Annotated in this window: 18 protein-coding genes and 1 tRNA gene; 7 read left to right on the top strand and 12 right to left on the bottom strand. The window is 61.2% G+C overall.

Annotated elements, in window-relative coordinates; genetic code table 11:
* The first annotated feature begins 58 nt into the window (after positions 1-58).
* The 3 genes from PMI25_RS26630 (at position 59) to PMI25_RS26620 (ending at position 3,935) form a co-directional block, all read left to right on the top strand.
* Entirely contained in the window at positions 59-1,636 is a 1,578-nt protein-coding gene (locus PMI25_RS26630; protein WP_007969257.1) for an aldehyde dehydrogenase (NADP(+)), read from the top strand.
* A gap of 2 nt (positions 1,637-1,638) precedes the next feature.
* Complete coding sequence (locus PMI25_RS26625) at positions 1,639-2,904, top strand: NAD(P)/FAD-dependent oxidoreductase (RefSeq protein WP_007969256.1); 1,266 nt, start codon at positions 1,639-1,641, stop codon at positions 2,902-2,904.
* A 68-nt stretch (positions 2,905-2,972) separates the two neighbouring features.
* Entirely contained in the window at positions 2,973-3,935 is a 963-nt protein-coding gene (locus tag PMI25_RS26620) for a Dyp-type peroxidase (RefSeq protein ID WP_007969254.1), read from the top strand.
* A gap of 27 nt (positions 3,936-3,962) precedes the next feature.
* Here PMI25_RS26620 and PMI25_RS26615 read toward each other — a convergent pair whose 3' ends face one another.
* From PMI25_RS26615 to PMI25_RS26565, 11 genes are all read right to left on the bottom strand, one after another.
* Positions 3,963-5,951, bottom strand: a complete 1,989-nt coding sequence (locus PMI25_RS26615; protein WP_007969252.1) for a peptidase U32 family protein — start codon at positions 5,949-5,951, stop codon at positions 3,963-3,965.
* A 202-nt stretch (positions 5,952-6,153) separates the two neighbouring features.
* Positions 6,154-6,534, bottom strand: coding sequence for a RidA family protein (locus PMI25_RS26610; protein ID WP_007969250.1), 381 nt, complete (start codon positions 6,532-6,534; stop codon positions 6,154-6,156).
* A gap of 172 nt (positions 6,535-6,706) precedes the next feature.
* Positions 6,707-6,781 (bottom strand) — tRNA-Gln (locus PMI25_RS26605).
* 137 nt (positions 6,782-6,918) lie between these two features.
* Positions 6,919-7,302 (bottom strand): DUF1801 domain-containing protein, encoded by a 384-nt coding sequence (locus PMI25_RS26600; protein WP_007969249.1) that lies wholly within the window; start codon positions 7,300-7,302, stop codon positions 6,919-6,921.
* 24 nt (positions 7,303-7,326) lie between these two features.
* Positions 7,327-7,722, bottom strand: a complete 396-nt coding sequence (locus PMI25_RS26595) for a hypothetical protein (RefSeq protein WP_045122210.1) — start codon at positions 7,720-7,722, stop codon at positions 7,327-7,329.
* 49 nt (positions 7,723-7,771) lie between these two features.
* On the bottom strand, positions 7,772-8,011 hold the full coding sequence (locus PMI25_RS26590; protein WP_238547102.1) for a hypothetical protein: 240 nt from the start codon (positions 8,009-8,011) through the stop codon (positions 7,772-7,774).
* Positions 8,011-8,997 carry a hypothetical protein gene (locus tag PMI25_RS26585; protein WP_007969246.1) on the bottom strand — a complete coding sequence of 329 codons (987 nt, stop codon included), beginning with the start codon at positions 8,995-8,997 and terminating at the stop codon, positions 8,011-8,013. Before PMI25_RS26585 ends, PMI25_RS26590 begins: the two co-directional genes overlap by 1 nt.
* Before the next feature lie 124 nt (positions 8,998-9,121).
* Positions 9,122-9,385 carry a PAAR domain-containing protein gene (locus PMI25_RS26580; protein WP_007969244.1) on the bottom strand — a complete coding sequence of 88 codons (264 nt, stop codon included), beginning with the start codon at positions 9,383-9,385 and terminating at the stop codon, positions 9,122-9,124.
* Between the two features lie 59 nt (positions 9,386-9,444).
* Positions 9,445-9,927 carry a DUF4265 domain-containing protein gene (locus PMI25_RS26575; RefSeq protein WP_007969242.1) on the bottom strand — a complete coding sequence of 161 codons (483 nt, stop codon included), beginning with the start codon at positions 9,925-9,927 and terminating at the stop codon, positions 9,445-9,447.
* Between the two features lie 481 nt (positions 9,928-10,408).
* Positions 10,409-15,910, bottom strand: a complete 5,502-nt coding sequence (locus tag PMI25_RS26570) for a trifunctional serine/threonine-protein kinase/ATP-binding protein/sensor histidine kinase (protein ID WP_007969241.1) — start codon at positions 15,908-15,910, stop codon at positions 10,409-10,411.
* Between the two features lie 61 nt (positions 15,911-15,971).
* The gene (locus tag PMI25_RS26565) at positions 15,972-16,643 is read right to left on the bottom strand and encodes a response regulator transcription factor (RefSeq protein ID WP_007969240.1); all 672 of its coding nucleotides are present in this window, start codon (positions 16,641-16,643) and stop codon (positions 15,972-15,974) included.
* A 198-nt stretch (positions 16,644-16,841) separates the two neighbouring features.
* On the opposite strand from PMI25_RS26565, the gene PMI25_RS26560 reads away from it, so the two are divergent.
* From PMI25_RS26560 to PMI25_RS26545, 4 genes are all read left to right on the top strand, one after another.
* Positions 16,842-17,861: a GlxA family transcriptional regulator gene (locus tag PMI25_RS26560; RefSeq protein WP_007969239.1), complete on the top strand. Its 1,020-nt coding sequence runs from the start codon at positions 16,842-16,844 to the stop codon at positions 17,859-17,861.
* A gap of 129 nt (positions 17,862-17,990) precedes the next feature.
* Positions 17,991-18,362 (top strand): response regulator transcription factor, encoded by a 372-nt coding sequence (locus PMI25_RS26555; protein WP_007969238.1) that lies wholly within the window; start codon positions 17,991-17,993, stop codon positions 18,360-18,362.
* Between the two features lie 309 nt (positions 18,363-18,671).
* Positions 18,672-19,874 (top strand): NAD(P)/FAD-dependent oxidoreductase, encoded by a 1,203-nt coding sequence (locus PMI25_RS26550; RefSeq protein WP_007969053.1) that lies wholly within the window; start codon positions 18,672-18,674, stop codon positions 19,872-19,874.
* Positions 19,875-19,915: 41 nt separating this feature from the next.
* Positions 19,916-20,845 carry an MBL fold metallo-hydrolase gene (locus tag PMI25_RS26545; RefSeq protein ID WP_007969052.1) on the top strand — a complete coding sequence of 310 codons (930 nt, stop codon included), beginning with the start codon at positions 19,916-19,918 and terminating at the stop codon, positions 20,843-20,845.
* Positions 20,846-20,902: 57 nt separating this feature from the next.
* Here the strand turns inward: PMI25_RS26545 and PMI25_RS26540 are convergent, their stop codons facing one another.
* Positions 20,903-22,171 carry a DUF1479 domain-containing protein gene (locus PMI25_RS26540; RefSeq protein WP_007969051.1) on the bottom strand — a complete coding sequence of 423 codons (1,269 nt, stop codon included), beginning with the start codon at positions 22,169-22,171 and terminating at the stop codon, positions 20,903-20,905.
* Positions 22,172-22,258: the final 87 nt, after the last annotated feature.

Here is a 22,258-nt window from a genome sequence, read left to right as displayed (position 1 = left end):
CCGCAGCCCCTGCCCCGGTGTGATACCGGGGCTTCACCTGTTTTTTCAAGGAAGCGTCATGACTCTGACAGGCCACATGTTGATCGGCGGCCAAGCCATCGCCGGCAGCCGTGAAGCGATCCATGCGATCAACCCCGCCACCGACGCAGTGCTGGAACCGGCCTATGCCGGTGGCACTGCAGAACATGTCGAACAGGCCTGCGCACTGGCGTGGCAAGCCTTTGATCGTTATCGCGAGACCTCCCTCAAAGCTCGCGCCGAATTTCTCGAAACCATCGCCAATGAGATCGAAGCCCTTGGCGATGCGTTGATCGACCGTGCCGTGGCCGAAACCGGCCTGCCACGCGCCCGTATTCAAGGCGAACGTGGACGCACCTGCGGGCAATTGCGCACCTTCGCCCGCACCGTGCGGGCCGGCGAATGGCTGGATGTGCGGGTCGACCAATCACAACCCCAACGTCAGCCACTGCCACGTTCTGATCTGCGCCAGCGGCAGATCGCGTTGGGGCCAGTGGCGGTGTTCGGCGCCAGCAACTTTCCGCTGGCGTTCTCGGTGGCGGGCGGCGACACCGCCTCGGCACTGGCCGCTGGTTGCCCGGTGATCGTCAAGGCGCACAGCGCGCATCCCGGCACCAGTGAACTGGTCGGCCAGGCGCTGAGTCGCGCGGTGGAAAAATCTGCTTTGCCTAAAGGCGTGTTCTCGCTGCTGTTCGGCTCCGGCAACGAGGTCGGCATTGCGTTGGTCAGTGATTGGCGCATCAAGGCTGTGGGCTTCACCGGATCGCGCAGTGGGGGCCTCGCCCTGAGCCGAGCGGCGCAGGCACGGCCCGAACCGATTCCGGTGTACGCGGAAATGAGTTCGATCAATCCGGTGTTGTTATTTCCCGCAGCGCTTGCCGCACGCGGTGAGGCGTTGGCGCAGGGTTTTGTCGCCTCGCTGACCCAGGGCGCCGGGCAGTTCTGTACCAATCCCGGGCTGGTCATCGCACGCCAAGGGCCGATGCTGGACGGTTTCATTGCCGCTGCCGCCGAAGGGGTCCAGGGCAGCCCGGCGCAGACCATGCTCACGCCGGGGATTTTCCGCGCCTATGCAAGCGCCGTCGCCGCGTTGGCCGAACATCCGCAGGCGCAACACGTGGCGGGTGGTCTAGCGGCTGAAGGCCCGAACCAGTGTCAGGCGCAATTGTTCGTCACCCACGCGCAGGACTTCCTCGCCGACGCACGCCTGCAAGGTGAAATCTTTGGTGCCGCATCACTGATCGTACAGTGCACCAACGACGATGAAATCCGTCAGGTCTGCGAACACCTCGAAGGCCAGTTGACCGCCACCCTGCACCTGGATGACGCCGATCTGGATCGCGCCCGGGCCTTGTTGCCGACACTGGAACGCAAGGCCGGACGTCTGCTGGTCAACGGCTGGCCGACCGGGGTCGAGGTGTGTGATGCGATGGTGCATGGCGGGCCGTTTCCGGCCACTTCGGACTCGCGCAGTACATCGGTCGGTACCGCGGCGATTCTGCGTTTCCTGCGTCCGGTGTGTTATCAGGACTTCTCCGACAGCCTGTTGCCGCCGCCGCTGAAACAAGCGAATCCGCTGCAATTGCGGCGCTTGCTCGACGGTCAGAGGGAAGCTTGACCATGCCCGACAACTTCACAGCGGACAACGCCGATATCGCGGTGATCGGCGCCGGCATCATCGGCGTCGCCTGCGCCCTGCAACTGGCGCGTCAGGGTAAACGGGTGGTGGTCATCGACAAGCAGCCGCCCGGTCATGGCGCCTCGTTCGGCAACGCCGGGCATCTGGCCACCGAGCAGGTGTTTCCGATTGCCGATGCGTCGATCCTCAAGCGTCTGCCGGCGATGCTGATGGACCCGATGGGGCCGCTGCGCCTGGACTGGAAGTACCTGCCACGCGCCGTGCCGTGGTTCAGCCGCCTGCTGCTGAACCTGCGCCCGGCGCCGTTTCAGCGCACCGTGGCCGGCCTGCGCGCGCTCAACGAAAGCAGCCTCGACGCCTGGAAGCGCCTGCTGCACAGCATCGCCCGCCTTGACCTGCTCAAGGAGGACGGCTCGCTGCTGGTGTTCGAGCGCCCCGAGTCGCGGCAAGCGATCGACGCCTTGCAGGCACGCATGCGTCAGCAGCAGGTGCCGGTGGACTTCTGGTCGTCCAGCGCCGTGCGAGAAAGCGCGCCGCAGCTCAGCGAACAGATTCAAGGCGGATTGTTCTACCCGCGCACCGGGCATTTTCTCGACCCGTATCAGGTGGTGTGTGAACTGGTGAGCGCCGCCAAAACGGCCGGTGTGCGGTTCTTCCAGCAGGAGGTTCAGAGCGGCCAGTTGCAGACGCATGGCGTGTCGTTGCTCACCGATCAGGGGCGTTTCACCGCGCGGCAGGTGCTGATCGCCTGTGGTGCGCATTCGGCCAAGCTCACCGCGGCGCTGACCGGTAAACGCGTGCCACTGGACACCGAGCGCGGCTATCACCTGATGCTGCCGCACGAACACGCGCGCCTGCCGTTCGCGGTCACGTCGCTGGAGCGCAAGTTCATCATGACGCCAATGACCGGCGGCCTGCGCCTGGCCGGTACGGTGGAGTTCGCCGGCCTGCAGCGCCCAGCGTTCATGGAGCGCGCCTGGCAACTGCATCGCTTGAGCAAGGGCTTGTTCCGCCATGATTTGAATGTGGAAGACGCAACGCCGTGGATGGGTTTTCGCCCATCGCTGCCAGACTCGCTGCCGGTCATCGACAAGGTCTGCGACGGCAAGGTGCTGCTCGCGTTCGGGCATCAGCATCTGGGGCTGACGCAGGCGGCGGTGACTGCTGAGATGATAGCTCAGTTGACATCTCCCTCGGCCCATTCCGGCGTGCCGACGATGGATGCTTATCGACTGGGTCGTTTCTGAGATATCGATGAAACGTTTTTGGTTTCATACTGAGCGCCGATCTTGGCCCCGCGCATATGGAACCGACTATGACTTCATCAATGGATACCCCCGAGCCGCAAGCGATCTGCAACCCGATCACCAGCAGCGCGATCTTCATCGTCGCCACGCTGCTGCCCGGCAGCGACGCCGCCAATCAGGTGCGCGGCTGGTGCGGTGACATCGCCGCCCTCACCCGCTCGGTCGGCAAACGTGTGCCCAACGGCAACTTGTCATGTGTCTGCGGGTTCAGCGCCAGCGCCTGGGACGCCCTGTTCGGCAGTCCACGCCCGGCATCGCTGCATCCGTTCCGCGAGTTCGGCGTCGAGGGCCGCCGCGCCGTAGCCACCCCCGGCGACATCCTGCTGCACATCCGCGCCGACCAGATGGACCTGTGCTTCGAACTGGCCACGCAATTGTGCAGCGCGCTCAATGGCGCGATCACCGTGGTGGATGAGGTGCAGGGTTTCCGCTACTTCGACATGCGCAGCATCATCGGTTTCGTCGATGGCACTGAGAACCCGGTGGGCCGCAAGGCAGATCACTTCACCCTGATCGGCAACGAAGACCCCGCGTTCGAATCCGGCAGCTATGTGCTGGTGCAAAAGTACCTGCACAAGATGGAGGCGTGGAATGCGCTGAGCGTCGAAGCTCAGGAAAAGGTGATCGGCCGCACCAAGCTGGCCGACATCGAACTCGGTGAAGAGGTCAAGCCGAGCAATTCCCACAGCGCCCTGACCACCATCACCAAGGACGGCCAGGAGCAGAAAATCCTGCGCGACAACATGCCGTTCGGCCGCCCGGGGGCTGGTGAGTTCGGCACTTTCTTCATTGGCTACGCGCGCTCGCCGGAACCGATCGAGCAGATGCTGGAGAACATGTTTGTCGGCAAACCCGTGGGCAACTACGACCGTTTGCTGGACTTCAGCACCGCGGTCACCGGGGGTCTGTTCTTTGTGCCGTCAGCCGACTTGCTCGAAGACCTCGCCGAGCGCGAGCCCGAGCAGGCGTGACACCGTAGCGCCACGCCCGCCCGTCACTCAGTGTGGCGCGCGCGGGATGGTTTTCAGCAGGTCTTCCGGGCTGATGTGGCCAACCACGCTGCCCGGTTGCGGCATGTTGAGGATGTGGCCTTTCATCTTGCCGATGATGTGCATCTCGCACGGCTTGCAGTCGAACTTCAGGGTCAGCACTTCGTCGCCGTGAATCAACTGCATCGGCGCGACCTTGGTGCGCACGCCGGTCACGCCTTTGGCCTGTTTCGGGCACAGGTTGAACGAGAAACGCAGGCAGTGCTTGGTGATCATCACCGGCACTTCACCAGCCTCTTCGTGCGCCTCGTAGGCCGCATCGATCAGCTTCACGCCGTGACGGTGATAGAAGTCGCGGGCCTTCTGGTTGTAGACGTTGGCCAGGAACGACAGGTGCGACTCCGGGTACACCGGCGGCGGCGTGGTTTCGGCCTTGCGGCTACCACGCGGATGCGCGGCGACGCGAGCAGCGGTCAGCGCTTCGATCACTTCACGGCGCAAGGCCTTGAGCTGCGAATTCGGGATGAAGAACGCCTGCGGTGCATCGAGCTTGAGGTCGGTGGCGTGGTATTGGGTGGTACCGAGCTGGCCGAGCAGATCCTGCAATTGCTCCAGCGCCTGTTCCGGCTTGTTGGCGACACCGAACGGACCGTTCAGGGTCACGCTGGCACTGATCCCCTCTTCACTGGTCGCAGTCACTTCCAGCTGTTCTTCACGCAGACGTGCGACCCAGCTCAATGCGATACGACGCTCGGCAGAAGTCTTCTGCAGCGCCTGTTGCCAGTTGTGGTCGAGGTTGCGGTTCAGCGGATGATTCGGCCGCAGCTTGTACAGGCCTTCGGGCATTTCGTTCGGTTCGACGCGGTAGCGATAGCGCTTCTCGCCGTCTTCTTCGAACTCGCCTTTTGGCTCGGCGATGTTGGCGCGGAAACCCACGACTTCACGCTTGACCAGCACGTTGAGGCCGTCGCCGTTGGACAGCGGCTCCTGCGTCACCACCTGCAGGTCACGCTTGCCGACTTTCTCGACAGTGCCCACTGGCAGGCCGGTGAAGGTCGGCGAGTCGAACGCGCCGATGTCGATCTTGCGATCGGTGACGAAGTAATCGGTGCTGCCACGGTGGAAGGTCTTTTCCGGGTCAGGCAGGAAGAAGTGCGCGGTGCGGCCGCTGGAAGCGCGGGCCAGGTCCGGACGGTCTTCGAGCACGTCATCGAGGCGCTGGCGGTAATAGGCGGTGATGTTCTTCACATAGCCCATGTCCTTGTAGCGACCTTCGATCTTGAACGAGCGCACACCGGCCTCGACCAACGCGCGGATGTTGGCGCTCTGGTTGTTGTCCTTCATCGACAGCAGGTGTTTTTCGTAGGCGATCACCCCACCCTTTTCGTCTTTCAGGGTGTACGGCAAACGGCAGGCCTGCGAGCAGTCGCCACGGTTGGCGCTGCGCCCGGTCTGCGCGTGGGAAATGTTGCACTGCCCGGAGAACGCCACGCACAGTGCGCCGTGGATGAAGAATTCGATGGCGGCATCGGTTTCATCGGCAATGGCGCGGATTTCTTTGAGGTTCAGCTCACGGGCCAGCACCAGTTGCGAGAAACCGGCCTGATCGAGAAACTTCGCCCGCTCCAGCGTGCGGATGTCGGTCTGGGTACTGGCATGCAGCTCGATCGGCGGGATGTCCAGTTCCATCACGCCCAGATCCTGGACGATCAGCGCGTCGACACCGGCGTCGTACAACTGGTGGATCAGCTTGCGCGCCGGCTCCAGTTCGTTGTCGTGCAGGATGGTGTTGATGGTGGTGAAAATGCGCGCGTGATAACGGCGGGCAAACTCCACCAGCTCGGCGATTTCGCTCACCTCGTTGCAGGCGTTGTGGCGCGCGCCGAAGCTCGGGCCACCGATGTACACGGCGTCGGCGCCGTGCAGGATCGCCTCGCGGGCAATCGCCACGTCACGGGCGGGGCTGAGCAATTCCAGATGATGCTTGGGCAAGGACATAGTTTTTTTAGTCAGGCGGTCACGGTTAAGGCGCGCATTGTAGCCGCGAATCGACTGAGCGGCACGCCTGTGCTGCCAAGTGGCAACCGCAAACCCTGTGGGAGCTGGCTTGCCAGCGATGACGATGGTTCAGTCAACATAGATGTTGGTGGTGCTGACGCCATCGCTGGCAAGCCAGCTCCCACAGTTTTTTACCGCAGGATCAGGCCTTGGCGGCCATTGCGGTGACTTCCACGCGCATGCCTTCCACCGCCAGCGACGCCACGCCCACCGCGGCGCGCACCGGCCATGGCTTGGCGAAGAAGCGCTTGTAGACTTCGTTGAATGCCGCACGGTCAGCCATGTCGGTGAGGTAGATGGTCAGGTGCATGACCCGATCCATCGAACTGCCGGCGCGTTCCAGCGCCACTTTCAGCGCCTGCAGCGTGCATTCGCTCTGCTGGGTAATGTCGCCCAGTTCCAGGCTGCCGTCGGCGCGGGTCGGGATCTGGGTCGAAACCAGAATGCCGTTGAAACCGACAACGTCGGAGGAAATGGAATCGGCATCCGGATCAGGGGTGAAGCTGAGGTCTTGATTAGCCATGAAAGTCTCTTGTCTGGAGAGATTGAGGGTCGCCGGCCAACAACGCGCCGGGACTTTCGCGCGGGCAGTTTACATCAGTCCCCCGCTACGGCTCAGGCAACTGTCAGCCCCAGCCACAAATCGCGCGCATAAAAAAACGCCAGCCCTTTCGGACTGGCGTTTTTTCTGAATATGGCAGGGGCGGCTGGATTCGAACCAACGCATGGCAGGATCAAAACCTGCTGCCTTACCGCTTGGCGACGCCCCTGTATCTCAAGCTCTGTAACAAGCTCTGCGAGAATGGGCCGCAATTTACCAAGCTTTTTTTGATCTGGGAAGCCCTGAGTGCAAAAAAATTTGTTTTAAAACAGCCAGTTATTTCTGAGCCAAGGCAAACGCCACGATTCACTTCGACAAATTCAGCGCAATCGCCTCGCGAATCAGCGCTTTCAAGGCCGGCTCATCGACCTTGTCACCCTCATGAAAATCTATCGCCCGGCGGGTGTTGCCTTCCAGGCTGGCATTGAACAACCGCGCAGGATCGGCCAGCGCCGCGCCCTTGGCGAAGGTCATCTTCACCGCTGACTTGTAGGTCTCCCCGGTGCAAATGATCCCGCCCCGCGACCACACCGGAACACCGCGCCACTTCCACTCCTCCACCACCTCGGGATCAGCCTGGTGCATGACCTTGCGAATCTCGCCGAGGATGGCGCCGCGCCAATCGGCCAGTTCAGCGATTCGAGCGTCGATGAGTGCCGAAGCGTCGGTGGGTGGTATATCGGATTTCATGGCAAGTGTTCTCATCGATGTCGTTTACAAGCCGATTTGCTTGAGCCCCTCACGCATCCCTTGATCCGCTTGCTCGCACCATTGCTTGAGGCTCAGATCCGGTGGCAGGTTGCCTTCCAGGCTCTTGTATTGACCGTCGGCCAACACTTCGCCCTTGCGACCGAGACCTTCGTTCTTGTCGCCATCGGCCTTGTCGAACGCGCCCGGCATATTCGCAACGAACGCCACCATCTTGTTGGCGTTTTCAGTGCTATCCGCTTTCAGGTAGCCGTTGTCGACGCAATGCTTGATCAGGCCCGACATGTTGCGCCCCGTGTCGTACATGCCTTTCAGGGTAGCGGAATCTGGTGCTTCTGCGCGGGCCAGAGCGCAGAGGCCGAAAGTGGCGGTCAGTGCAAGGATCACAGCAATGTTTTTCATGCTCATTCCCCAGATTTCCAGTGAAACTTCTCAATTCCAAACCCGCCGCTCACCAGACTTCCAGAGCTGGCGCACAAAACCCGGTAACGATATCCATCACCTCCAGAATCCGATCCTCCAACTCTTCATCGGCATCACCGCGCATTGACCCCAACAGTTCATTAACCGATATAGCCGAAAAACCCTTATCTCGATACTTCAGCAGGATTTCCCGTATCGAAAGAAGATCATCCCCCCTCCTCAATGCGCCGGACAGTTCATCGTCCAACGGTTTATCAAGCGTTTTCATCATTGTTTCTCCCAATGCTCAGCCGTCGACCCTAGTGCCTTCTGGTAATCAGAAAGTGGCATGGCCTTATTAGGCTGAATGGTTCCGTGAGTTTTTTTGTCTTGCACGTAACGAAGACTTTCCGGAAGTGAAGCGGTATTCAATTTGCAGGCGCTGTCTTTGCTGGTTCCGCCGGGTAACGTAGAGGGGCGCCGATGATCCGGCAGGTTTTGCGGAGTATCCGGCGCTACGGACATCCCACCGGTATTGGGATGAACGTTCCCATCTTTATCAACTGGAATATCGACAGGACGTACCCCTAGGCCACGCGCGGTCGAATTACTGATGGCTGCCTTGGGGTCATGCAACAACTGACCTCCGGCCGCACTCATCTTGGCACTCGCCGACTTCATGTCGCCTTTTGCATCAAGCTTGCCGTTGACGACCGTTTCCAGGCCCTTGGCGATTTCGTTGACCGCGTTCTGGCCAAGCTTGCCGCCGTTGTCGAGTATTTCAGCCAGCTTCGGCTTGGCCTGCTCTACAAAGTCATCGATCGTACCGACAATGGTGGCATTCAAATGTCCGATCAGGACTTCGATCAGCGAATCGCCCAGCAGCATCTTGGCGCTGTTACGAAGTTCTTGACGCACCAGCGACAAGGTCGGACGCAAGGTCATACGCGCCGAGGCCATTGTGGGTGGCGCCGGTAAAACACCGATCAGATTGATACCCAGGCTGACCCAGTCCAGAATCTGGCGTTGCTTGCTTTTGGCAAGGACAACAATGTCTCCGAGCGCATCCACCAAGGCCATGATGTTGCCCACCACCGGCAACGCTCCGGCAACGTTCTTGACGCGCTCAAGAGTGACTACTCCACCACTGATCGATTGCAGCCAGGCATCGAATCTGGCTGCACCGCGTCCGACATCCTTAATGTCAATGGTGTTGAGCGGAACGATCGCCACTTGAGGTTCACGTACTTTCGCGACAGGCGTTTCAGTCGTCATGACTGCATCTCATCCGTAAGATAGTTCAAGACTTTAAAGAAATGATTGATGGCCTGGGCCTGCCAACACTCATGCAACAAACATCAGGGGATGCCCGGCATATGCCGATGCGGTACATGTTGATTCAACTGATCACAGCCCCTTTCGGGCCGCTTGCAATCAGCGCAGCACCGCAAGCGGTTTTCATACCGTCCAGAGCGATGGGCGTGCCATCAACGGTGTAAGTGCTGCTGCCCTCTGCAATCGGGAAAACCCCTTTGCACAGTGGACAGCTGACCTTGTGACCGACTCCGGCAACAGGCTTGCCGTTGAGATCGGTTTGGGAGAAGGCTTCGAGCACCTTGCCACCGTGGGTGGTGGAGTCGCCCAAGCGAATGGCGTCCTTCATGTTGTCACCCCTTTGACTTGATCCTGGTCTCGCGACCTTGCCGTCTGCTGGCCTGTCAGTCAGCTCTGCAGCCACCAATTGAGCAGCGTTTCATCATCTTCATCATCAATGTTTTTATAGATATTGGCGTAATACCATTCGAGTCCCGTTTGCTCGCGGAACCGATCAAAAAACGCATTGATGCTGTCCATGCCATTGCTTGACGGCACAGCCAGTGACAGGTTGCCTTCGAAAACGCCATCCAGCGTTCCACCCAGTTCATTGCCAACATCAGTTTCCAGTTGTGCAATGACGTCCTCGGGGATGTAGTCGGCGTAAATATGAATACAAAAATTTCCTCCGCGCTTCAGGACTTCAGCGTGAGTGTTTTTGTTTTTTATCGAGATGATGTCACCTCGAGCCAAATTCAACGCAAGACCAGGTGAGGACAGCAGCTGATAAGTATCCTGCCCCATCGCGATTGCAGGGAGCTCCTCGAATACAGGGCCATCGTCATCTGATACAAACACCTCAATCAGAACAGGCAATTCTTTATCGTCCATATGGCGCTCCACAACTTCCACGTTCGACACACGACATCCCTTCTTTCACGTAACCGCTATTTCCCGCACTCAGGTTACACGAAGCGCCCTCAAGATCTACGTTGACATCGGCCAGGTTGCCGCCATTCGAAGTCGCCACATTTTTATGCCCCAAGTGCATGTCATCAGGATTGCTAGAGGTATGGAGGGCTTGATTTAGAGAGGCTTGAAGGGAATTCTCGGGTGAAATTGGCGAAGCAACTGCGCAACTTTTTGCGCAGTTGCAATGTTTAGATTTTCGGCGCTGACGACGCCAATTGCAGTGGACGGTAAGTTTCGACCAAGTGCTGGGAATCGCGTGGATGCCCCTTCGCGAGCAAGCCCGCTCCCACAGGTTTTGCGTCCGCCACAACATTCGTGAACACTGCAAAATCCACTGTAGGAGTGAGCCTGCTCGCGATGGCGCCAGCCCAGTCAACAAAGAACCCGAAACGTCCACCACCTACCTCCCCGGCCATGATTGCTGGGGGATTGCGACGCTTTTGCACACCGCCAGCGTAAATAACACTCGCGCACCCAACGGCAAATTGGCCTCTGCCCACAAACGTCCGCCATGGGCTTCGATGATGCTGCGGCAGATCGACAGTCCCATGCCCAGCCCGGTCGATTTGGTGGTGTAGAACGCAGTGAACACTTCCTCTGCACGCTCGCAGGCGAATCCCGGCCCGGAGTCGCTGACCATGATCCGAACGTCATCTGCAACGGATTCGCTGCTGATCAGCAGTCTGCGCTCGCCCGCCTCCATCACCTCCATTGCTTCGAGGGCATTGATGATCAGGTTGAGCAGGACTTGCTGCAATTCGACCCGGTCGGCCAATACCGCAGGCAAGTCGCTGGCCAATTGCGTACTGACCACGGCTCCGCACCGCGCCGCCTCACCGCGCGTGAACCCGACCATTTCGCCCACCACCGCGTTGAGGTTCAGCACCTGGCGTTGCGGTGGTGTCTTGCGGATCAGTGCGCGGATGCGTCCGAGCACCTCGGCTGCGCGGTTGCCATCGTTGACGATACGTCTGAGGCCCTGCTTGACCTCGTCGATGTTCGCCGGTTGCGCACCGAGCCAGCGCAACGCGGCGTTGGCATTGGTCACGGTGGCAGCGATGGGCTGGTTGACTTCATGGGCGATGGACGCCGCCAATTGGCCCATGGTCGCCACGCGATTGGCGTGGGACAGTTCCGCCTGGACCTGACGATATCGGCGTTCGCTCTCACGTACTTGTTCTTCAGCTTGTTTACGCTCGCTCAGGTCGAGGACGAACGCCACGCCCTGCTGCTGACTGGCTTCGAACGCGGCCAGGCCGACGATCACCGGCAGGCGGCTGCCGTCCTTGCGGATGTATTCCTTTTCGAACGGCTGCGCGCGCCCGGTGCGGATCGCGGTCGCCAGCGCAACTTCACTTTCCTCGCGCAATGGCGGCGGAGTCATGTCCCGCCAATGCACCCTGCGCGAAAGCAAATCTTCACGCTCATAACCGACCATGCGCAGAAACGCGTCGTTGGCTTCAATAATTTCCCCTTCAATATTCCAGACGATGATGCCAATGATGTTGGCGTCGACCAGCCGCCGAATCTTCGCCTCACGCTCGGCGACGTCGCGATACAGCCGCGCGTTGTCCAGCGAGATCGCCGCCTGTGAAGCCACCAGTCGCAGCACGGCAAAACGCGCCGGGCTGAACACGCCGCCAGACAGGTTGTTTTCCAGGTACAGCGCCCCGGCAATCCGCCCCTGATTCATCAATGGCAGGCACAGGATCGAACGCGCGCCGCGCTGATGAATGTACGGGTCAGCGGCAAAGGCCGGATCGGCGACGGCATCGTCCAGGCACAGGCTTTCGCCGGTGCGCAGGGTCTGGTAAAGCACCGATTCGGCCAACGCCGTGGTACTCACCGGCTCGTTGCACAACTGCGTGCGGTGGTTGCCAACGCTGGTTCGCGCGGCAATATAGGGCGTCTCGTCTTCGATCAAAATCAGCAGACCGTGCTCGGCGCCAGCCTGTTCGATGGCGGTGCGCATGACCATTTCGATCAATCGATCCAGGACAATTTCGCTTGAAACGGCTTGGGATACCTTGAGCACCGTGGCCAGATCAAGATGCTCGACCGGGGTGATGATGGTCGCGGTCGGGTTGGGCGACGCCTCTTCATTGCGCAAATAGCGATGGCATCGTTCCAGTTGTCGCACCTTGCCCTCGGCGCCCCAACGCCGATAACCGTAGCGCGCGTCTTGCAGGTACAGACGGGCGATCTTGTCCAGACCACGGGCACTGTAAAAGCGCGCGGCGAGTTCGTTGGCCAAGGCTTCGACATGCACAAAACCGCTGTCCTGGGCCAGTTGAATCGCCTGCTCGTACAACGACTGTGCTTCGATCAACTGCCCTGCAACCCGAGCGATTTCAGCAGCGACCAGCGCCGTCTGACTGGCAAAAGTCTGCGCAGACTGTTGCGCCCAGACTTGCAGTTGATCGAGATGTTCACTCAGGCGTTGTCGTTGATCAGGGTCTGATTCGGCGGTAGCGGCCAGAGTCAAGGCGGCGTAAAAGTGATATTCGGCCTCTTCAAAAAACGAGGAAATCACCCACAACAGCGCCTGTGCCTGCGCTGCGCAGACGGCCGCCGCCGGATAATCCCCGGCCAGATAGCGCGCCTGCAGTTTGCGCACCCAATATTTGCCGCGAGCCAGTGCCAGATCCGGGGCAGCAAGGTTCGTCTCAAAACTTGCCTCGTCAAAGTGCTCGTCGTTGAAACAGCCAAACTGCGGCGTCTGCCCGCGCAGCATGCGAATCAGCGCGCGTTGGCAACTGATGAAGCTCACCACCAGACCGAAGCGAATCTTCTGCGCATAGGCCAGCCCCGTCTCGGCCTGATCCTGCACTTGCGCCAGCGGCTCGCCAATAAACAACAGATCGGAAATCAGGCTATTACCGGCATAAGCCGCATAAGGCAAATCGCCGATGCGGTTGCCGGCGCTGAGTGCTCGGCGCAGCAATTCGCGGCACTCACGCACAGGTCGCATCCAGCGCACCACAAAAATCGAGAAGCACAGGTAGGTACGCGCTTCGTATCGCGTCAGTCCGCGGCGATCGACCAGATCGCAGCCCAAACGGCCAAAGCGGTAACCGGCGGCGTAATCGCCGAAGCGCGGGCCGGCGACACGCATGACGTTGGCGTAGAGCATGCAGGAGGCATCGCAGTTGCCGTGTTGCAGGCTCAGGCTGACGGCTTTGCAAATGGTCAGGCACGCGAGGTTGGCATCCGACTGCAACGCCGGTGCGAAGAGTTTGCTCAACGCATCCAGCGTGACCAGCGAGGCCGGATCTTGCATCAGTGGCAGGTCGATCAACTGCTCGATGCTGCGCTCACCCAGTTGCGTCCAGATCTGTTCGTACTCGAATCGCACTTGCTGATCGTCCGGATGCGCCGTCCAGTCAATGCCGACCTGACGCAAATACGTCAGGCACACGTTCACGGCGCGATCACTGCGATCGAGCAACAAGTAGACATCCATCTGCAAACAGGTGACCGCCGCCCGTTCCACGGTGGTTATGGCGCGCTCGGCCAGCGCGGCCAGACGCGCCTCGGCCAGCGCCAGTTGCCCGGTGAGGAACTCGCACTCGGCGCGGTTCAGCGCCAGGGCAAACCCCAGTTCATGGCGACTGTCAGCGTCCTGCTCGCCGAGCATCGCCGCGCCCGCGCCCAGGTAAGTCAGCGCTGACGTATATGCGGTCGACGCCTTGGCGCGCTGGCCGGCGAGCAGGTTGAATTCGGCCAACTGTTCGCGTTCGGCGCGGGCGCTGATCAGGCTGGCGCCGCGATTGAGTTGACCGACGATTTCGAAGATCGCCTCTTCGCGCCCTTCGCGTTGCGTTTGCAGAGCGAGCAAGCGGCCGATGCGCAGATGCCGTTGCGCGCGTTCAGCGTCGGCGATCAGCGAATACGCGGCTTCGTGAATGCGGTCGTGAGCGAATGCACAGGTGCCTTCGTGAAACTCGACCAGTTCCTGACGCACCGCCGGCCACAGCACCGCACGCACGCGCACCGTCGACAGGTCGAGCACAGTGGCCAGCGTGTCGATCCGCGCCACGTTGCCCAGGCAGGCCAGTTGTTGCAGCGCCTGGCGAGTGTCCAGCGGCAGGCGCGCCAGTTTGCCGAGCATCAGATCGACCACGTTATCGGTGTAGCCCTTGGCGTTGATCAGGGCCAGATCCCAGCGCCAGCGGCTGAACTGATGGTCGTACACCAGCAACTGCTCCTCGAACAGCGCGTGCAAAAACTGGATGACGAAAAAGGGATTGCCGTAGGTCTTGTCCAGCACCAGCCGTGCCAATGCAACGATGCTTGCGGGAGGACAGCGCAGGGATTCGGCAATCAGTTGCTCGATGTGCACGCCGGCGAGCGCCGCCAGGCGGATCTCATCAATGTGCACGCCGGCAGTGCGCATGGCCCGGAGCTTGCCGTTGAGCGGGTGATCGGCATCGACCTCGTTATCGCGGTAAGCCCCCACCAGCAACAAGTGCCCCAGCTCCGAGCGGGTCAACAGGTCCTCCAGCAGATCGAGCGTCGCCGCATCCAGCCATTGCAGGTCATCAAGGAACAACGCCAGCGGGTGCTCGGGCCGGGCGAACACGCCGATGAAGCGTTGCAACACCGCCATGAAACGCTGCTGCGCTTGCTGCGGCTCAAGTTCCGGCACCGGCGGTGGTTCGCCAATAATCAGTTTGAGTTCCGGGATCAGCTCGGTCATCAACCGCGCGTTCGGCGACAGTGCCTGCAACAGCGCCGCGCGCCAGTCAGCCAGCACTTCACGGCGCTTGCCCAGCAGCGTGCGCACCAATCCCTGAAAAGCCTGAACCAGCGTCGCATAGGGAATATCCCGCTGGTATTGGTCGAACTTGCCGGCAGCAAACAATCCCCGCGACGGCACCAACACTTTGTGCAATTCACTGACCACCGAGGACTTGCCGATGCCGGAATAACCCGAAACCAGCACCAGCCTCGGCGAAGAAGTCTTTACCACCTGGGCAAAGGCGTCGATCAGCGTTTGCACTTCGCGCTCACGCCCGTAGAGCTTCTCCGGGATCAGCAAGCGATCGATCGCGCCCTGCTCGTTCAGCGTGAACACCTGGATCTGCCGCGTCCGCCGCCAATCGTCCAGACAACGGCGCAGATCATGTTCAACGCCGGCGGCCGTTTGATAGCGTGCTTCGGCCGTCTTGGCGAGCAGCTTCATGACCACACGCGACAGCATCACCGGTACCGTGGCGACCCGTTCACAGGCCGGCATCGGCAGCCGTGCGATGTGGCAATGCACCCACTCCATCGGGTCATTGGCGCTGAACGGCAACGAGCCGGTGAGCATCTGATACAACGTCACGCCGAAGGCGTACAAATCGCTGCGTGAGTCGATCGAGCGATTCATTCGCCCGGTCTGTTCGGGCGCCATGTAGGCCAGTGTGCCGGCGATGGTTTCCGGCGGCGCAGGCGCCTGACGTTCGCGCGGCAGACGCGAGGCCAGGCCGAAGCCAGTCAGACGAGCCTGACCGTCGTGGCAATTGACCAGAATATGCTGCGGCTTGAGATCCTTGTGCACCAGCCCGCACTGATGCACATGGCCGAGCGCGACGGCGATGTTGATCGCGTGCAACAGGCAGGTTTCCGTGTCCAGCGGTGCGACCAGCAAGCGTGACAGTGGCTCGCCGCCGGGGTCGTCGAACACCAGGCGCGTGGTTCCGCCAGCACGCACAAGGGCTTGCGGCTGCAACGCCCATTGCCTGCCGAGCTCGTCCTTGAGGCTGTATTCGTGTGCCAGTCGGTCGAGGGTGGCAGGCAACGGCTGATCAAGGGTCGGGCGCATCACCAGCACACTGGGACTGCCCTCGCCCTTACCGCGCTCGCGGCAAAACACCCGCTCGCCGTCACTCCACAAAATCTGCTGTTTGCTGGCCATCCGGGTCGACACCGTTAAAGGGTTTTTGCCACGCGGTGAATGTTCCCCCCGCGTATTCAGCTCAACTGGAGCGCCGCGCCGGCTCAATGCCCAACGACTCGGCGATACGCACCAGATCGGCCACCGAACGTGCAGCGAGTTTCCTCATGACCTGGCCGCGATGGACTTTAACCGTCACTTCGCTGAGGTTGAGTTGCGCGGCAATCTGCTTGTTCATCAGCCCGCTGATGACGAAACCGAGCACCTCGCGCTCACGCACCGTCAGTGTCTCGTAGGCCAGACGCAGGGCCGCACCGGATTGTTCGGCGACCAGTCGCGCGCTGTCACGGGCCAGCGCGCTGGCTACGGCGTCGAGCATGTCCTGATCACGAAAAGGCTTGGCCAGAAAATCCACCGCCCCGGCCTTCATCGCCTTGACCGTCATGGCAATGTCGCCGTGGCCGGTCATAAACACGACGGGAATGCGCAGACCGTTTTTCTCCATCTGTTCCTGAACGATCAAGCCGCTTTCGCCGCGCAAACGCACATCGAGCACCAGGCAACCGGGCGCGTCACGTCTGGCCGAAGTGAGGAAGTCCCGGGAGGTTTCGAACGTCTGCACCTGCAGCCCGGTCGAGCGCAGCAAACCGTCGAGGGCCTGACGCATGGACGCGTCGTCGTCGACCACATAAACCACCGGCTCCCCCAACGCGGGCGGTGTTGCGCTGGGGCTGGAATGCGACCACAGGGTCATCGTGAGTCCTCGGCGAGATCGCAACGCGTGCGATGTGCAGGTGAATAAATCTAGTCCATGATGGCGAACGCAGCCAGAGGCCAGCCAAACGGTCGCGCCACAGGCTAGCAGTCGGGACGCATTGCCGACAGGCCAGAAACCCCTGAAAATCGGCCACACCGCCGCCCCTCTGCCACCGTTTGAACAGGCCCGATTTCCATGTCCAGCGTTTCTCTGCAAACCCTCACCTGGCCCAAATCCGAGCCGCGCGACGTGGTGTTTATTGCTTACCCGCGAATGAGCCTGCTCGACCTCAGTGGTGCGCAAACCGTGTTCTGGGCGGCGAGCAAAGCCTTGGCCGAACGCGGCCAACACGGTTACCAACTGCACACCGCCAGCCTTGAAGGCGGCCTGATCAACACCATCGAAGGCCTGGCCGTGGACACCCGGGCGCTGCGCCAGCTCGACATGGCCTCGCTCGACACCCTGGTCGTGCCCGGCGCGCCCGATATTTGCCAGACTCTCGACGATCACGCTGAACTCACCACGTGGCTAAGGCATGAAAGCCAGGCCGCGCGACGTGTGGTCTCGGTGTGCAGCGGCGCCTTCCTGCTCGCTCAGGCCGGTTTGCTCGACGGTCGCCGCGCCGCCACGCATTGGGCCATGTGCGACACGTTGCGTGAGCGCTTTGCGGCGGTCGAGGTGGATGCCGATGCGATCTTCATTCAACAGGGCGCGGTCTGGACATCGGCCGGGGTCACGGCAGGAATCGATCTGGCCCTGGCGCTGGTCGAGGCTGATTGCGGCCGTGAGGTGGCGTTGCAGGTCGCCCGTGAATTGGTGGTGTACCTCAAGCGTCCCGGTGGTCAGGCGCAATACAGCACCCTGTTGCAATCGCAGATGCAGGGCAGCCCGCAGTTCGATTCGCTGCACCTGTGGCTGATGGAGCACTCAAGCGATCCGAAGTTGACGGTGGAACGCCTCGCCGAACAGGCCAAAATGAGCCTGCGCAATTTCACCCGGGTCTACAAACAGAGCACCGGTCACACGCCCTCCAGGGCCATCGAGCTGTTTCGCCTCGAAGCGGCCAGGCGTTTGCTGGAGTCCTCGGCGCACAACATCGACCAGGTCGCGCGTCTCAGTGGCTTCGGCGACGAAGAGCGTTTGCGCGCCTGCTTCCAGCGTCATCTGTCGATTTCACCGCGTGACTACCGCAGCCGCTTCAGCCGCGAAGGCTGACGCCGTCAGCACTGACTGGCAAAGGGGCTGGCCGCGCTATACCTAGGTATAGTTTTGCGCCGCTGCCGACGGCGTATGGTGCAAGAACGACAGGAGTCGCCATGCGTGCCCATCCGGCCAGGGAGCCCTATGCAGCATAAAGTTGTCATTGCCGTGGTTGACGACGACGAGGCCATTCGCCGTGCGCTGGAAAGCCTGTTGCGCGCCAGTGATTATCAAGTGCTTGGCTATTCGGGAGGTCAGGCTTTCCTTGAGTCGGAAGGTCCGGCGCAGACGCACTGTCTGATTTCCGATATCCAGATGCCCGGCATGAGCGGCCCGCAACTGCATGCCGCATTACACGCGCAAGGCTGGCGCATCCCGGTGATTTTTGTCACCGCCCGTCCCGATGAAATGAAGAATCTTCCCCCCGGCGTCATCGCCTGCCTGGCGAAACCCTTCCGCGCCGAAGACCTGCTCAGGCACATCGCGATCTCCCTGAACCAAACACCTCCCCTGTAGGAGCTGCCGAAGGCTGCGATCTTTTGACTTTGATCTTTAAAAACAAGATCAAAAGATCGCAGCCTTCGGCAGCTCCTACAGTTTGGCGTACCCGCCCGATACCTTCGTATACCCCCCTTCGACCCATGCGTAACCCGCACACACCGATGGACAACTGCGCCCGCAGGCCTCCCGCCATAGCATTGCTTTCGACAGCGGGCGATTTAGCGCCATGCAGTACGGCAAGCAGTTTGAGGCGGCCGGTGATCGTCACGCCAGAGTCGCAATCACGACTCGGTTTATCCATCCATCTGCGTCAGGGAGCACATTATGAAACAGCAATTATTGGTGATCGGTGCAGGGTTCGGCGGGCTGTGGAGCACGTTGAGCGCCGCGCGCTTGCTGGATATGCATGACCGCCACGATGTGCAGATCACACTGCTCGCACCGCAAGCCGAACTGCGCATTCGTCCGCGTTTCTACGAGCCCGATGTTCAGAGCATGTACGCGCCGCTGGATGCGCTGCTCGATGCCGTGGGCGTGCGTTTCGTCAAAGGCACTGCCGAAAGCGTCGACAGCCAGGCGCGGCGGGTCGGGTATCGCGATGAGGCGGGCCGCCCCGGTGAACTGACCTACGATCGCCTGGTGCTGGCCAGCGGCAGCCAACTGGCCCGTCCGCCGGTACCCGGCCTGAAAGAGCATGCGTTCGACGTCGACCAGATCGAATCGGCGGCGCGCCTCGAGCGCCACCTCCACTCACTGGCCAAGCATCCCGTCAGCGCTGCGCGCAACACCGTGGTAATCGCCGGTGGTGGCTTCACCGGTATCGAAACCGCGACCGAAATGCCCAGCCGTCTGCGCGCCATTCTCGGTGCAAAGCAAGACGTTCGGGTGATCATCGTTGATCGCAGCAAAGACATCGCCGCGACCATGGGTGACGGCATTCGTCCGTCGATCATCGAGGCGTCAAAAGACCTGGGCATCGAATGGATCGTCGACGCGACAGTCGCCGCCGTGGATGCCAACGGCGTCACGCTCGCTGACGGTCGCCACATCGAAAGTAACACGGTGATCTGGACCGTGGGTTTCCGCGCCAGCCCGCTGACCGAACAACTCACCGCCGAGCGCGATGGCCAGGGGCGTCTGCACGTCGATGGCAACCTCAAAGTACAGGGCCTCGATCACGTATTCGCGGCCGGCGATGTCGCCCGCGCCGCCACCGATGACGTCGGAAATTTCTCGGTCATGTCCTGCCAGCACGCCATCAGCCTCGGTCGGCATGCCGGCAACAACGCCGTCGCCGATCTGCTCGGTGTGGCGCCAACCACTTACCGTCAGCCCAAGTACGTGACCTGCCTGGACCTCGGTGCCTGGGGCGCGGTGTACACCGAAGGCTGGGATCGCCAATTGAAACTGGTGCGAGCCGAAGCCAAGGAGCTGAAGACGCAAATCAACAGCGTGTGGATCTACCCGCCAGCCGCTGACCGGCGAACCGCCCTCGCCGCTGCCGACCCGATGATTCCGGTGGCCTGATCTCGCCCCGGATTACCTTGCCTGATAAAAAGGAGAACACCATGACTTTGCCTCTGGATTCCTTCACCGCCAACCGCGCAACCCTGCAAACCCCGACCGAAGAACTGGTGCCGTCGCGCTACGCGCTGCGCCTCGGTGACATCGACGTCATGGTCATCAGCGACGGCGTGCTTCCTCTGCCGACCCAGACCATGTCGACCAACGCCGATCCCGCCGACCGCGCCGCGTGGTTCAAAGAGATGTACCTGGGCCCCGACGCGTTCGACTGGGCACTCAACGTGCTGGTGGTGCGCAGCGGCGAGCAGGTCATCCTCGTCGACGCCGGCCTCGGCGGCCAGTTCCCCGGCTTCCCGCGTGCCGGGCAGTTTCCCAAACGCCTCGCGGCGGCCGGGATCGACCTCGCGGATGTCACCGATATCGTGATCACCCACATGCACATGGACCACATCGGCGGCCTGCTCGTCGACGCGGTGAAAAACCGTCTGCGTGACGATGTGCGTATCCACGTCACCGCCACCGAAGTCGACTTCTGGACCTCGCCGGACTTCACCTATACCGACATGCCCGCGCCGGTGCCGGACGTCTTGCGCTCCACCGCCAACGCGTTCATCGACCAGTACCAGAGCAAGCTGCGTATCTTCGAAGATCAATACCAAGTGGCCCCCGGCGTGGTCGCCAGACTCACCGGCGGCCACACCCCGGGCCATTGCGTGGTCTACGTGACGTCCGGCGCCGAACGCCTTACCTTTGCCGGCGACGCCCTGTTCCCGGTAGCCTTCGACCACCCGGACTGGCACAACGGCTTCGAGCACGACCCCGAAGAAGCGGTGCGCGTGCGCGTACGACTGCTGCAGGAAGCCGCCGCCAGCGGAGAACTGTTTGTTGCCACACACCTGCCCTTCCCTTCGGTTGGCCGTGTCTCCGTCAACGGCGAAGCATTCCGCTGGATTCCGGCAATCTGGGATTACTGATCGCGATAACGCAAAGCATCTTCGCCCGGCCTTTGCCGAGCGAAGATGCAATCCCCCTCACTCCAGCCCAAGCCCCGCACGCCCCAGCGAGTTCAGCCCCTCCACAGCAAAACGCTCCTCCCACGACCTCTCATAATCCTCACGCGGAAAATCATCCGGCGAAGTCCCCTGCTCGAATGCCCTGAACACATCCCGCGCATAACGCAGATTCTTCGGACACATCGGCGCCGCCGGCACGTACATCACGTTGCCCCAGCCCTGCTGGTTCTCCACTGGCGCGACGCTATGGATTACATCGCAATGCCACCACACCGAATCGCCCGCCTGCACGTCCGGTATCGGACTCAACCCCTCCACCAGCAATGGATGCCATTGCGCCGACACCGGCAGCACCTTGCCCGGCGCTACCCCACACAACTCGTCTTCAGGCACGTCATCAAGCAGCGGCCGCAGCAGCAGGCAGGCCATCGCCTTGGGGATCGGCACGGTGTGCAGCACGCCTTGATCGGCCTGCATGTCCGACAGCGCAGTCCAGCCCTGAAACGTGCGAAACGCCGAACACTTGACCGTGTCCTTGTAGGCGTATTCATCGACCTCGGTACGAAACGCCGCATCCCACGGGTCGTAGGCTGCGAAGTCGTTGCTGTAGAGGTTGTCGAAGACCTTCAGATACGCCGGATGCAACCAGCGCTCCAGCGCCCCGGAATCGGTGTGCGGCCCAAGGCCTTTTGAGTGAGTGCCCGGCGGACGCCGACGCACCCGATCCGGATACAGCGCATTGATGTCCGGGTTGAACCAGTCCTGACCGTGCGAATGGGTCTTCCATAACCGATTGAGAAACGCCTGCGCCGTGCCCATCCGCTCATGCTGACGCAGCTGCATCTGCGACGCCGACCAGTAGATCGGAAAAATCTCCGGTCGCGACGCCTCAAGATTGCCGAAAAACTGATCGACCGGCCCACGGTAAACCGCATCGAACCGGTTCCTGTCGAGGTAATCCAGCAAGCCCTGGTCCCATTGCAGCACCTGCTCGCGGGGGAAGTGATTACGGATCACCACGCAACCGCGACGTTTGATCAAAGCCAACTGCTCGGCAGTCACTGTGCCAGCGGCGATATCAGCGAACTCCAGCACCGGCCAGGCCGACCCGGTCTGCGCCTCCTGCGCCTTGATCGACGCAATCTCGCCGGCAATAAACTCACTGACTTCGGCGAACAACCCCTGCACATCGCCGATCTGCGCGCGCAAGGTGCGTTTCATTTTGACGATGCTGTCGCGGTAATTCTCCGGCAGCGTTGCGCTCTCGAATGCCTGGTATTTGCTCATCGGGGGACCTGCAGACCTTGTTGTGGGTGCAGGTATGGGACCATTTCCGAGGGTGGCGCCGGCAGCCTGATTTGCCGCGTCGAGTAA

Origin of the sequence: Pseudomonas sp. GM30 (genome assembly GCF_000282275.2) — a bacterium.
In the GTDB taxonomy this organism is placed as follows: domain Bacteria; phylum Pseudomonadota; class Gammaproteobacteria; order Pseudomonadales; family Pseudomonadaceae; genus Aquipseudomonas.
Note: the sequence above shows the minus strand (reverse complement) of the source record. Positions and strands in the feature narration are given on the sequence as shown.

What these genes read in the sequence shown, in the direction of transcription:
- PMI25_RS26630 (WP_007969257.1), top strand. Translation starts at nt 59, where the DNA reads ATGACTCTGACAGGCCACATGTTGATCGGCGGCCAAGCCATCGCCGGC.
- PMI25_RS26625 (WP_007969256.1), top strand. Translation starts at nt 1,639, where the DNA reads ATGCCCGACAACTTCACAGCGGACAACGCCGATATCGCGGTGATCGGC.
- PMI25_RS26620 (WP_007969254.1), top strand. Translation starts at nt 2,973, where the DNA reads ATGACTTCATCAATGGATACCCCCGAGCCGCAAGCGATCTGCAACCCG.
- PMI25_RS26615 (WP_007969252.1), bottom strand. Translation starts at nt 5,951, where the DNA reads ATGTCCTTGCCCAAGCATCATCTGGAATTGCTCAGCCCCGCCCGTGAC.
- PMI25_RS26610 (WP_007969250.1), bottom strand. Translation starts at nt 6,534, where the DNA reads ATGGCTAATCAAGACCTCAGCTTCACCCCTGATCCGGATGCCGATTCC.
- PMI25_RS26600 (WP_007969249.1), bottom strand. Translation starts at nt 7,302, where the DNA reads ATGAAATCCGATATACCACCCACCGACGCTTCGGCACTCATCGACGCT.
- PMI25_RS26595 (WP_045122210.1), bottom strand. Translation starts at nt 7,722, where the DNA reads ATGAAAAACATTGCTGTGATCCTTGCACTGACCGCCACTTTCGGCCTC.
- PMI25_RS26590 (WP_238547102.1), bottom strand. Translation starts at nt 8,011, where the DNA reads ATGAAAACGCTTGATAAACCGTTGGACGATGAACTGTCCGGCGCATTG.
- PMI25_RS26585 (WP_007969246.1), bottom strand. Translation starts at nt 8,997, where the DNA reads ATGACGACTGAAACGCCTGTCGCGAAAGTACGTGAACCTCAAGTGGCG.
- PMI25_RS26580 (WP_007969244.1), bottom strand. Translation starts at nt 9,385, where the DNA reads ATGAAGGACGCCATTCGCTTGGGCGACTCCACCACCCACGGTGGCAAG.
- PMI25_RS26575 (WP_007969242.1), bottom strand. Translation starts at nt 9,927, where the DNA reads ATGGACGATAAAGAATTGCCTGTTCTGATTGAGGTGTTTGTATCAGAT.
- PMI25_RS26570 (WP_007969241.1), bottom strand. Translation starts at nt 15,910, where the DNA reads ATGGCCAGCAAACAGCAGATTTTGTGGAGTGACGGCGAGCGGGTGTTT.
- PMI25_RS26565 (WP_007969240.1), bottom strand. Translation starts at nt 16,643, where the DNA reads ATGACCCTGTGGTCGCATTCCAGCCCCAGCGCAACACCGCCCGCGTTG.
- PMI25_RS26560 (WP_007969239.1), top strand. Translation starts at nt 16,842, where the DNA reads ATGTCCAGCGTTTCTCTGCAAACCCTCACCTGGCCCAAATCCGAGCCG.
- PMI25_RS26555 (WP_007969238.1), top strand. Translation starts at nt 17,991, where the DNA reads ATGCAGCATAAAGTTGTCATTGCCGTGGTTGACGACGACGAGGCCATT.
- PMI25_RS26550 (WP_007969053.1), top strand. Translation starts at nt 18,672, where the DNA reads ATGAAACAGCAATTATTGGTGATCGGTGCAGGGTTCGGCGGGCTGTGG.
- PMI25_RS26545 (WP_007969052.1), top strand. Translation starts at nt 19,916, where the DNA reads ATGACTTTGCCTCTGGATTCCTTCACCGCCAACCGCGCAACCCTGCAA.
- PMI25_RS26540 (WP_007969051.1), bottom strand. Translation starts at nt 22,171, where the DNA reads ATGAGCAAATACCAGGCATTCGAGAGCGCAACGCTGCCGGAGAATTAC.